General features: G+C 73.0%; 9 protein-coding genes. 2 read left to right on the forward strand and 7 right to left on the reverse strand.

The genetic code is table 11. From position 1 onward, the window contains the following. Positions 1-177: 177 nt before the first annotated feature. Positions 178-594 (forward strand): hypothetical protein, encoded by a 417-nt coding sequence (locus D6689_09950; protein RMH41859.1) that lies wholly within the window; start codon positions 178-180, stop codon positions 592-594. Between the two features lie 669 nt (positions 595-1263). Then, a complete protein-coding gene (locus D6689_09955) occupies positions 1264-3033 on the forward strand; it encodes a response regulator (GenBank protein ID RMH41860.1) in 1770 nt (589 codons plus the stop codon). Here the strand turns inward: D6689_09955 and D6689_09960 are convergent. The 7 genes from D6689_09960 to D6689_09990 all read right to left on the reverse strand — a co-directional run. Beyond that, a complete protein-coding gene (locus D6689_09960; protein ID RMH41861.1) occupies positions 3014-4156 on the reverse strand; it encodes a response regulator in 1143 nt (380 codons plus the stop codon). The two genes, D6689_09955 and D6689_09960, sit on opposite strands and share 20 nt — an antisense overlap. A gap of 22 nt (positions 4157-4178) precedes the next feature. Beyond that, entirely contained in the window at positions 4179-6425 is a 2247-nt protein-coding gene (gene purL / locus D6689_09965; protein ID RMH41862.1) for a phosphoribosylformylglycinamidine synthase subunit PurL, read from the reverse strand. Positions 6426-6452: 27 nt separating this feature from the next. Beyond that, positions 6453-7169, reverse strand: coding sequence for a phosphoribosylformylglycinamidine synthase subunit PurQ (purQ, locus tag D6689_09970; GenBank protein RMH41863.1), 717 nt, complete (start codon positions 7167-7169; stop codon positions 6453-6455). Further along, positions 7166-7408, reverse strand: coding sequence for a phosphoribosylformylglycinamidine synthase subunit PurS (gene purS / locus D6689_09975; protein ID RMH41864.1), 243 nt, complete (start codon positions 7406-7408; stop codon positions 7166-7168). Before purS ends, purQ begins: the two co-directional genes overlap by 4 nt. After that, positions 7405-8409 carry a phosphoribosylaminoimidazolesuccinocarboxamide synthase gene (locus D6689_09980; GenBank protein RMH41865.1) on the reverse strand — a complete coding sequence of 335 codons (1005 nt, stop codon included), beginning with the start codon at positions 8407-8409 and terminating at the stop codon, positions 7405-7407. Before D6689_09980 ends, purS begins: the two co-directional genes overlap by 4 nt. Beyond that, positions 8406-9707 carry an adenylosuccinate lyase gene (locus tag D6689_09985; GenBank protein ID RMH41866.1) on the reverse strand — a complete coding sequence of 434 codons (1302 nt, stop codon included), beginning with the start codon at positions 9705-9707 and terminating at the stop codon, positions 8406-8408. The genes D6689_09980 and D6689_09985 overlap by 4 nt, the downstream gene beginning before the upstream one ends. Positions 9708-9740: 33 nt before the next feature. After that, a partial coding sequence (locus tag D6689_09990) for a hypothetical protein (GenBank protein RMH41867.1) occupies positions 9741-10671 on the reverse strand: 931 nt, incomplete at its 5' end.

Genomic DNA, 10671 nt, shown 5'->3' on the forward strand with positions numbered 1-10671 from the left:
GACTTTCACCCGCTGGACAAGCGCAGCGAGAAACGGTCCCCGCCTCCAACGGCAAGGCCAGCTGGACCGCTTCGTCACGGCGCACCACGCGACCAGCATAGCGCGCGCCGCGGCCGCGTGCGCCACCTCACGTAAAAATATGTTGTCAAATGTATCGATCTAGTTACAGTTGTAGTTATGCTGCAACCGCCTGCCCGCTGGGTCGCCGTCAGTGCCCTCGCCAGCGCCGCGGCGGCGCTCGCGCTGCCGGGCGCTACGGGCGAAGTGGCTGGAATTGCAAGCGTCGTTACCCTGGGTGGCCTCGCGCTGTTGGCCGGCCACGCATGGGGCCTGCTGGTCGTCGTCGCGGCCCAGGTGCTCCTGCTGGCTCACGTATGGCCGCTCGTGGCGCTCACTCCGCCGGCAGCGCCGGTCGCGCAAGCGACGGCGGCCGCCGCGACCGTTGCCTCGCTGCCGGCCGTCGCGCGCCTCGGCGTCGCCCTGCCGGGCCTCGCCGACGTGCTGCTCGACGAGCCGTCGGCGCGCGCGCGCGCGGTGTGCGTCGCCATGGGCGCCGTCGGGGCGGCGGCGGCGTTGCTCGCGCCCGTGCTGTAGGGGGGGCGCCGGGACCCTGCCGGCGCGCGAGGGCGGCGGCGAAATCGCACCGATGCGGCCGGCGGCGGGCGGCGCTCCGGCGCCGCTGGGGCTTCCGCGCCGCGCGGTTGTGCCGCGGCGCCCGCGGCAGCACAATGGCGGTATGGGCGCGGCGCGGCCGATGGTGTGCGCGGCGATCGCCGCGGCGGTCGCGGTCGCGCTGTGGGCGGCCGACGCGGCCGCCGCCCTGCCCTGGCCACCGCCGGCGGGCCGCACCGTCGCGGCGCTGTTCGCGCTGGCGGCGGTCACGCAGGTGACGGGGGCGATCGGCCTGGCGTGGCAGCGGCGCCTGCGCTTCGCGGTAGCCGGGGTCGCGATCGCCGCCGCGTCGTGGTTTGCCGGCGCCGCGGCGCACCTGCGGCGCGACGACCTGCTCGCGCTGGCGGCGCTGCACGCGGTCGCCGGCGCGCTCGCGGCCGGCGGCGTCACGGCGGACGAGGCCGATCGCCGCGCCGCCGTCCGCGTCGCGGCGTCCTCGATGGTGGCCCTGTCGCTGTTGGCGCTGGCGGCGCGCGGCCGCGCGCCCCTCGCGATCGCGGTCGCGATCGCGGCAGTCGCCGCGGTCATCCTGCTCGCGCGCGGACGCGACGCCGGCGCGATCGTGGCGAGCGCGGCGGCCGCGGCCGCCCTGTGGTACTGCGCGACCGCCGTCGGCCGCTGGGCGGTCGCGGGAGTGGGCGGCCCCGCGGTGCCCGTCGTCGCGGGCACGGCCGCGGTCGGCGCGACGGCGGTGCTCGCGTCGGTCGCCCGATCGCTGCCGGCGATCTGGCGCGGACTCGCTCCCGGCGCGAGCGACCGAGCCCGCCGCGTCCTGGTCGCCGCCACCGTGCCGGCCTGTCTCGCGGCCGGCGCCGCGGCGGTGCTGCCGTTCGCGTGACCGCGCCCGCGTATTGTACTCTGGTAGACCGCGTGCCGGCGCTCACGTTCCTCATCGTCGACGACAACGAACTGCAGCGCCGCGTCGTCGACTCGTGCCTCGAGCCGGCGGGCCATCAGACGATGTTTGCGACCGACGCGGACGAGGCGCGCGCCCTGCTCGACACCCACCGCGCCAACGTGGTCCTGCTGAGCGCGTCGCTGCCGGTCGACGAGGCCCGCGCGGCGCTGGCGGCCGCGCTCACCCCGCAGCGGCACGGCCGCGGCCACCTGCCGCAGAAGCCCGCCGTGGTGGTCGGCGCCGCACCGGGCGAGCGCGCCGTGGCCGACCAGCTCGTCGCACGCGGCGCGGCGGGCGTCGTCGCGCGACCGTACGACCGCGCCACCTTGCGCGCGCAGCTCGAACTGTACGCGGTGGGGTCGGCGCCGGCGACCATCCTCGTGATCGACGACTCCCGCACGACGCGGCGGTCGAGCGCATCGATTCTGCGGCGCGCCGGGCACACCCCGCTCGAGGCGGCCGACGGCGAACAGGGCCTGGCGCTGCTCGACGCGCACCCGGAGGTCGACCTCGTCCTCAGCGACGTGGTGATGCCCAAGCTCGACGGCTACGGCGTGTGCCGCGCGATCCGCGCGCGGCCCGGCGGCGACCAGATCCCGGTGTTGCTGCTCACCGCGCTCGACGACATCGGTTCGCAGAGCCGCGCGATCGAAGTCGGCGCCGACGACGTGCTCACCAAACCGATCAGCGCGATGGAGTTGCAGATGCGCGTGCGGTCGCTGTTGCGGCTCAAGTCGCTGCAGCGCAAGCTCGCGCGCCGCAACGTCGAACTCGAGGAGGCGCTCGAACTCGGCGAACACCTCACGCACATGCTGGTGCACGACTTCCGCAACCCGCTCACCCGCGTGCTCGTGTCGGCGGAGATGATCGTCGAGCAGTGCGACGCGGCCGGTCTGCGCGAAACCGCGGACCTCGGTCACGACGTCCTCGCGGCAGCGCTGCGGCTGCGCGGACTCGCCGACGACCTGCTACAAGTCGCGCGCATCGAAGACGGCGTCGCCGCGCCGAAACGCACGCGGTTCGCCGCCGCCGACGTCGTCCACGCCATCGCGCGCGACCTGGCGCGCGTGGCACAGGTCGGCGACGTCCGCATCGATACGGACGTCGCCCCCGAGTTGTACGTTCACGCGGACCGCGAGTGGATCTATCGCGTCCTGCAGAACCTCGTCGACAATGCGCTCAAATATTCGCCGCGCGGCGGCCGCGTGCAGATCCGCGCGACCCGGCAAGCGTCGGCCGTGCACGTCGCGGTGATCGACGACGGCCCGGGTATCCCGCGCGAGTACCGGGAGCGGATCTTCGACAAGTTCGCGCAGGTGCCCGCCAAGTCGCGGCGCGGCACCGGGCTCGGCCTCGCGTTCTGCCGGCTCGCAGTGGAGGCGCACGGCGGCGCGATCGGCGTCGACGCGCGCACCGACGGCGCCGACGGCTCGGCGTTCTGGTTCACGTTGCCGGCCGCATGAACGCGAAGAACCGCTCGGGCAGCTCGTCGAACTCCAGCGGACCGCCGCACTGACTGCAGTCGAACGCCGGCGGCTCCGGCACGCCGCCCGCCCCGATCGCGAGCGCGCGGGTTTGCAGCAACTGCTCCGACTCGCGGTCGCACATCTCGCAGTAGTAGGGTGCCATGAACGACACGACTTCGCCGCGCCCGCGCGCGCGCGACACCAGGCCAAGTTGCGTGACGAATGCGACCGAACAGCGCACGAAGCGATAGGTGGCTTCCGGATCGATCTGCTCGAGAAAGTCGACCCACCGGCGGATGCCGGTCGAGTTGAGGTAGCGCACACCGCCCATGTCGAACGTGATGTCCAGCGTGCGGAGCTGCGCGAGCAGACTGTCGAAGTCGGTCGTCTCGACGATGTCGCCTCGCAGCATCACCAGCAGGCCGTCGCGGCGCTCGACCACTTCCCACAGCGCGAGGTCGGCCAGCGCCCGCTCGTCGTCGGGTCGCAGGCCGGACAGTTTGACCCGCAACGTCTTGGTCAGCGCGCCGGCGCTGTCCGCGCACGCGACCACCGTGCCCTTGACCAGGACCGCCTGCCCCGAGCCGGTGCGGCCGAGTCGGAGCTTGACCTCGGTGCCGACCTCGACGGCCTGCTCGATGGCGAGTTCGACCGCGTCGAGCGCGATGTGCGTCGCCTCGCCGCGCAGCACCGGCGTGCGCGACCCCGCCGGCATGAGCACCTGCGCCCGCACGCGCGACCGCTGCCGCTTCGGCAGGTCGAGCAGCCGCGCCGCATGCGAGTACAGGTCCTCGGCGGGCGTAGGGATGGTGAGGATGTCGTCGCAGCCGCTGTCGGCCAGCCGGTCGACGTCGCCGCGCGCGACGGACCCGGTGACGACCAGGATGATGCGCGTGCTCGCCAAATCCGGGTCGGCCTTCACGCGGCGGCACACCTCCGCGCCGCTCACCTCCGGCAGGTCCACGTCGAGGACCGCCAGGTCCGGCCGCAGCGCGCGAATGCGCTCGAGCGCCTCGACCCCGGTGGTGACGATCTCCTGGCGCAGGTCCAGCTGCTGAAAGCTGGGCGACTTCAGTTCGCGGAAGATCGCGGTGTTGTTGGAGGTGACGACCGTGAGCACGTCGCTGTAAGCGACAGTACCATCATTTCACGACCGCGCGGAATCCGGTCTCCCACGCATCGGCGAGCGCGTCGACGGCAACGCGGCACAGGCCGAGGTCGAGCACATCGCCGCCGGTCGTGCCGAGCACGCGCAGCGGCGCGCCCCGCTCCCGCGCGATCGCCTCGACCTGGTCGCGCACCGACGGGGCGAACGACACGACGAACCGCGCCGGCCCCTCCGAAAATAAAATTTCATCCGGCCGCGCGCCGGGTGCCAGTTCCGTCAGGTCGACGGCCGCGCCGACGCGCTCGGGCCCGGCGACACAGCACTCCGCCAGCGCGCACGCGAGCCCGCCGTCCGACACGTCGTGCGCGCTGTCGAGCAGCCGCGCGTCCGCCAGCGCGAGCATCGTGTCGAACGCGGCGCGCGCCGCGCCGACGTCCAGCGGCGCCGGCTTCCCCCGCTCGATCCCGTGCAGCGCAGCCAGGTACTCGGACCCGGCCAGCGCGCCGACCGGCGCGCCGACCAGCGCCACCGTGCGCCCCGGCCCGCGAAAGAAGCAGGTCACTCGGGCGGCGGCGTCGTCCAGTAGACCGACCATCGCGATCATCGGTGTCGGCTTGATCGCTGCGCCGTCGGTCTCGTTGTACAGCGACACGTTCCCCGACACGACCGGCGTACCCAGTGCGCGGCAGGCGTCCGCCAGGCCCCGCACGGCCTCGGCGAACTGCCACATGATCTCCGGGTTTTCGGGGCTGCCGAAGTTCAGGCAGTCGGTGACGGCCAGCGGGCGCGCGCCGGTGGCGACGAGGTTCGCGTACGCCTCGGCGACCACGAGCCGCGCTCCCTCGTAGGGGTCCAGATACACCATCCGCTGGTTGCAGCCCGCCGCGATCGCGACGCCCTTTTGCCGCGCGCCATCCGGCGACACGACGCGCACGACTCCCGCGTCCGCCATCCCCGGCCGTGCGACCGTGCCGTGTCGGACGTTGTGATCGTACTGGCGATACACCCACTCTTTGCTCGCCACGTTCGGCGAACCGAGCACGCGCAAGAGCGCCTCGGCCAGGTCGCCCGGCGCCGGCACCGCGTCGACGTCGAGCGTCGCGACGTCGTCGAGGTACGCGGGCCGTCGGCGCGGTCGGTCGTACTTGAGACCGTCGGCCAACAGGCCCGCCGGCAAGTCGGCGCGCACGGCGCCGGCCATCCGGGCGACGACCCGGCCGGTGTCGGTCACGCGGCCGACCACCGCGGCGTCGAGGTCCCACTTGTCGAACACCGCCATCGCCTCGGCTTCGCGCCCCGCCTCGACGACCATGAGCATGCGCTCCTGCGACTCCGACAGCATCAGCTCGTACGGCGTCATGTTCCGTTCGCGCACCGGGACGGCGTCGAGATCGAGTTCGATGCCCGAGCCGGCGCGCGCAGCCATCTCGACGGAGGAACTCGTGAGCCCGGCCGCGCCCATATCCTGGATGCCGACGAGCAGGTCGAGTTCCATCAGCTCGAGGCACGCCTCGAGCAGCAACTTCTCCATGAACGGATCGCCCACTTGCACGGTCGGCCGCTTGGCCTCGGCGTCGTCGCCAAACTCGGCCGACGCCATGGTCGCGCCGTGGATGCCGTCCCGGCCGGTCTTGGCTCCGACGTACATGACCGCGTTGCCGACGCCGCTCGCCGTGCCGTAGAAGATGCGATCGGCGCGCGCCAGGCCGAGGCAGAACGCGTTGACCAGGATGTTGCCGTCGTAGCTTGCGTCGAACGCCACGTCGCCGGCGACGTTCGGCACGCCGAACGAGTTGCCGTAGTCGCCGATGCCGCGAACCACGCCCGACAGCAGGTACGGCGTGCGCGGGTGGTCCGGCCGCCCGAACCGCAAACAGTCGGCCAGCGCGATCGGGCGGGCCCCCATCGTGAACACGTCGCGGCAAATCCCGCCGACGCCGGTCGCCGCGCCCTGGTACGGCTCGATGAACGACGGGTGGTTGTGGCTCTCCATCTTGAACACGACGGCTTGGCCGTCGCCGATGTCGACCACGCCCGCGTTTTCGCCCGGCCCCTGGATGACCTGCGGCCCGTCGGTCGGAAACTGAGAAAGGTGTATGCGCGACGACTTGTACGAGCAGTGCTCGCTCCACATCACCGACGCAATGCCCAACTCGGTGTAGGTCGGCGTACGTCCCAGGGCGTCGCACAGGCGGCGGTACTCGTCGACGGTCAGCCCGTGGTCGGCGGCGAGCGCCTCCGTCACCTCGGGGTCGGTCGGCCAGGGGATCGGCTGGGTCATGGCGTTGTCCTCGTCACGGCGCGCGCGTCACACTCGCGCCGGCCTCCCTCGCTGCCACGCGAGCGCGCACTCGAACAGACAGCGGCCGTCTTCGCCGCCCTCGCCGAGAAGGTGCTCGCAGGCGCGCTCGGGGTGCGGCATGAGGCCGACGACGTTGCCGGCCGCGTTGCACACGCCGGCGATGTTGTGCATCGAACCATTGGGGTTCGCCTCGGGCACCACCTCGCCGTCTTTCGAACAGTAGCGGAACACGACGCGTCCCTCGGCTTCGAGCGCGTCGACGTCCGGATGTACGTAGCGGCCGTCGGCGTGGGCGATCGACATCCGCAGGTGGCGCCCGGCCGGAATCGCGTGGGTAAACGGCGTCGGCCGGCCCTCGACGACGCAGTACACGTCCGCGCACACGAACTGCAGCGACTCGTTGCGGGTGAGGGCGCCGTCGAGCAACCCCGCCTCGCACAGGATTTGGAAGCCGTTGCAGATCCCGAGCACGGGCCCGCCCGCCTCGGCGAACCGGCGCACGGCGCCCATGATCGGCGAGTGGGCCGCGATCGCGCCGGCGCGCAGGTAGTCGCCATAGCTGAACCCGCCCGGCACGATCACCGCGTCGACGCCCGCCAGCGACGTGTCCTTGTGCCACACGATGCGCCCCGACGCGCCGAGCGGTGCGAGCACGCGGTCGACCACGTGCAGGGCGTCGTCGTCGCAGTTGCTGCCGGGGAACCTCAGGACCGCGAAGTTCATCCGTCGATCTCGATGCGGTAGTCCTCGATGACCGTGTTGGCGATCAAACGCCGGCACATGTCGTCGAGCCGGGCGCGCGCACGGTCGGCGTCCATTTCGGTCAGTTCGATCTCGACGTACTTGCCGATGCGGACGTCGGCGACCTCCTCGAAGCCGAGCCGCGACAACGTGCCGCGGACGGCCTGTCCCTGCGGATCGAGAACGCCGGGTTTGAGCGTGACGTAGATGCGCGCCTTCATGCGTGTCCTCCGCGGCCGGCCGCCGCGGGCAGGCCGAGGTTGCGGGCGATCCGGCCGACCGGCTCGTCGGAGTCCGGCTCGAACGGCCGGCCGGTGATCACCTCGTAGATCTCGATGTAGCGGCGAGCCGCCTCGACTCGCACGTCGTCGGGAATCGGCGGCGGCGGCCCGTCGCCGCGGTAGCCGTACGTGTCGACCAGCCAGCAGCGCACGTACTCCTTGTCGATCGACCGCGGCGCCTGGCCGGCCGCCATCCGCTGGTCGTAGTCGTCCGCATACCAGTAGCGGGACGAATCGGGGGTGTGGATCTCGTCGATCACCACGATGTCGCCGTCCGGGGTCTTGCCCAGCTCGTACTTCGTGTCGACCAGGATGAGGCCGCGCTCGGCGGCGCGACGTTGGCCGAACGCGAACAGCGCGTGCGCGATCTCGGCGGCGCGGTCGAACTCGTCCGGCGCGATCGCCCCCATCGCGATCAGTTCGTCGCGCGACACGGACCGGTCGTGACCGCCCTTGTCGGCCTTGGTCGACGGCGTGAGGATCGGCTCCGGCAACCGCTCGTGTTGGCGCAGGCCGTCGGGCAGGCGGTGGCCGCAGAACACGCGATCGCCGCGCTCGTACGCGCGCCAGATGGACGTCTCGGTCGTGCCGGTGAGGTACGCGCGCATCACGAACTCGGCCCGTAGCGGCTCGCACTCTCGGGCGATCGTGACGTTCGGATCGGGCACCGACAGGACGTGATTGGGCGCGAGGTCGCGCGTCTCGTCGAACCAATACGCCGCCATCTGGTTGAGCACCTGCCCCTTGAACGGGATCGTGCCCAGTATCACGTCGAACGCGCTCACGCGGTCGGTCGCAATGAGGATGCGGCGGCCGTCGCCCGGGATGTAGCAGTCGCGCACCTTGCCCTCGTACTTCCGGCCCAGGTCGAAAAACGCGGTGCGCTCCAGCGGGTGGGCCAGGGCGCGGTGCAAAAGGTCATCGAAGCGCGCCACCGTCACTCTCCCAGCGCCCGGCGAAAGATGTGGTCGACGTGGCGCAGGTGATGATCCAGATCGAACAGCGCGTCCAGTTCGGCGGGCGACAACCGCGCCGACACGTCCGGATCGGCGCCGAGCAACTCGCGGAACGACCCGGCGCCGTCCTGCGCGGCCATCGCACAGCGCTGCACCATCACGTACGCCTGCTGGCGAGGGAGTCCCGTGCGGACCAGTGCGAGCAGCACCGCCTCGGAAAAGATCAGGCCGCCGGTGAGTTCGAGGTTGGCCCGCATGCGGTCGGGCCGGATCACGAGGTCGCGGACCACTTGCGTGGCGCGGGCGAGCATGAAGTCGGCCAGCGTCGTCGCGTCGGGCAGCACGACCCGCTCGACCGACGAGTGAGAGATGTCGCGCTCGTGCCACAGGGCGACGTTCTCGTAGGATGCGTCGGCGTAGGCGCGCAGCAACCGCGCGAGCCCGGTGAGGTTCTCCGACAGGATCGGGTTCTTTTTGTGCGGCATCGCGCTCGACCCCTTCTGGCCCGGCGCGAACCCCTCTTGTGCCTCGCCGACCTCGGTCCGCTGCCAGTGGCGCACGGTGACCGCGAGCTGTTCGATGACCGCGCCGAGCGACGCCAGCGCCGCGAGCACCTCGGCGTGGCGATCGCGGCCGACGACCTGGGTGGCGACCGTCTCGGGCGACAGGCCGAGCGCGGCGAGCGCCTCCGCTTCCACCGCCGGCGACACGTTGGCGTACGTACCGACCGCCCCGGCGATCTTGCCGACCGAGATCGTTTCGCGCGCGCGCTCGATCCGCGCGCGGGCGCGGCCGAGTTCGGCATACCAGCGGGCGAACGACAGCCCCGCGGTGGTCGGCTCCGCGTGAATCCCGTGCGACCGGCCGATCATCGGCGTGCGCTTGTGCTCGCGCGCGCGGGCCGCGCACGCGTCGCGCAGCGCGTCGACGCCGGCGAGAACGCAATCGAGCGCGCGGCGCGTCTGCAGCGCGAGCGCGGTGTCGAGCACATCGGACGACGTCATGCCGAGGTGGAGCCACCGCGCCGGCTCGCCCGCGAGTTCCTCGACGTGCGTGAGAAACGCGATCACGTCGTGGCGGGTGGTCCGCTCGTGCTCGAGGATGCGCTCCGCCGACAGCTTGCCGGCCGCGGCGGCGCGAACCGCGGCGGCGGTCCCCTCGGGAACGCTGCCCTCGCGCTCCATCGCCTCGCACGCGGCCAGTTCCACCGCGAGCCACGTCTCGTACCGAGCCGTGTCCGACCAAATTTCAACGAGTTGCGGGCGGCTGTAGCGGGCGATCAAGGTCCTTGTCTCTACACCGCCGGCTGGCTGCAATCAAGGCTCGCGCGCCGGCGAAGCCCCCAGATCGGCGCAGCACCGGTAGCCGACGTCCCCGTGGGGGCGATCGGGGTCGGCGCGACGCTTGCGCGAGCAACGGCCGTCGGTGCCGTCCACCGCCGAGCCGCCGCGCGCGCGGCCGCCGGCCACCCACTCGGCGACGTTGCCGCTGAGGTCGTAGACCCCCTCGGCGGACACGCAGTCCGGCCGGGACCCGGCCGGCTCGATGGCGCCCGGTTCGCCCGGCGTCGCGTTGCACACGCGGCGGTACGCCTGTCCGTACGGGAAGCTGTAGTGGCGCGGCCCGCGGCACGCCCGCTCCCACTCGTCCGGCGCGCACAGGCGCGCGCCGCGCGCGGCGCACGCGCGCGCCGCGGCCGCCAGCGACAGGCCGACCTCCGGGATGCGCCCGCGGCCCGGCGACTCGAACGCATCGATGCAAAACGCGTCGACGCGGACCATGCCGCGCGGGCACCCGGTGAGCGGCTCCGCGACCACCGCCGGCGGCCGTGCTGGGGCAGCCGGCGTGCCGCCGGCCGCGGCGGCGCCGGCCGGCACGACCGCCCGAGAGGCGGCATCTGCCGGCGCGGCCGCCCGGGAGCCCGCTCCGGCCCGTGGCGCCTCGGGAGGCGGCGCCGGCGAGCCGCCCGCCCCGTCGCCGAACACGGCGCCGAGCGCGAACCACGTGATGCCCGCCGCCGCGACCGCGGTCGCGAGCGCCGCGGGCGCGAGGCCGCGGCGCCCGCCGGGCGGCGGCGACCGAGCCGGGTCGCGCGCGACCGCGGCCCGAGCCGGCGGCGTCGGCGCGACGGTCGGGCGCGCCACCGCGCCCGCCGCCCCGCCCGGTTCGACCGGCTCGGCGCCGACGACGGGCCCCGGCTCGGCGGTTCCGCGCGCGTCGCGGCCCGGCGGCTCGCCGGTCGAGTCC

The organism is Deltaproteobacteria bacterium (genome assembly GCA_003696105.1).
Lineage (GTDB): Bacteria > Myxococcota_A > Polyangia > Haliangiales > J016 > J016.

What these genes read in the sequence shown, in the direction of transcription:
- purQ (RMH41863.1), bottom strand. Translation starts at nt 7,169, where the DNA reads ATGAACTTCGCGGTCCTGAGGTTCCCCGGCAGCAACTGCGACGACGAC.
- purL (RMH41862.1), bottom strand. Translation starts at nt 6,425, where the DNA reads ATGACCCAGCCGATCCCCTGGCCGACCGACCCCGAGGTGACGGAGGCG.
- D6689_09950 (RMH41859.1), top strand. Translation starts at nt 178, where the DNA reads ATGCTGCAACCGCCTGCCCGCTGGGTCGCCGTCAGTGCCCTCGCCAGC.
- purS (RMH41864.1), bottom strand. Translation starts at nt 7,408, where the DNA reads ATGAAGGCGCGCATCTACGTCACGCTCAAACCCGGCGTTCTCGATCCG.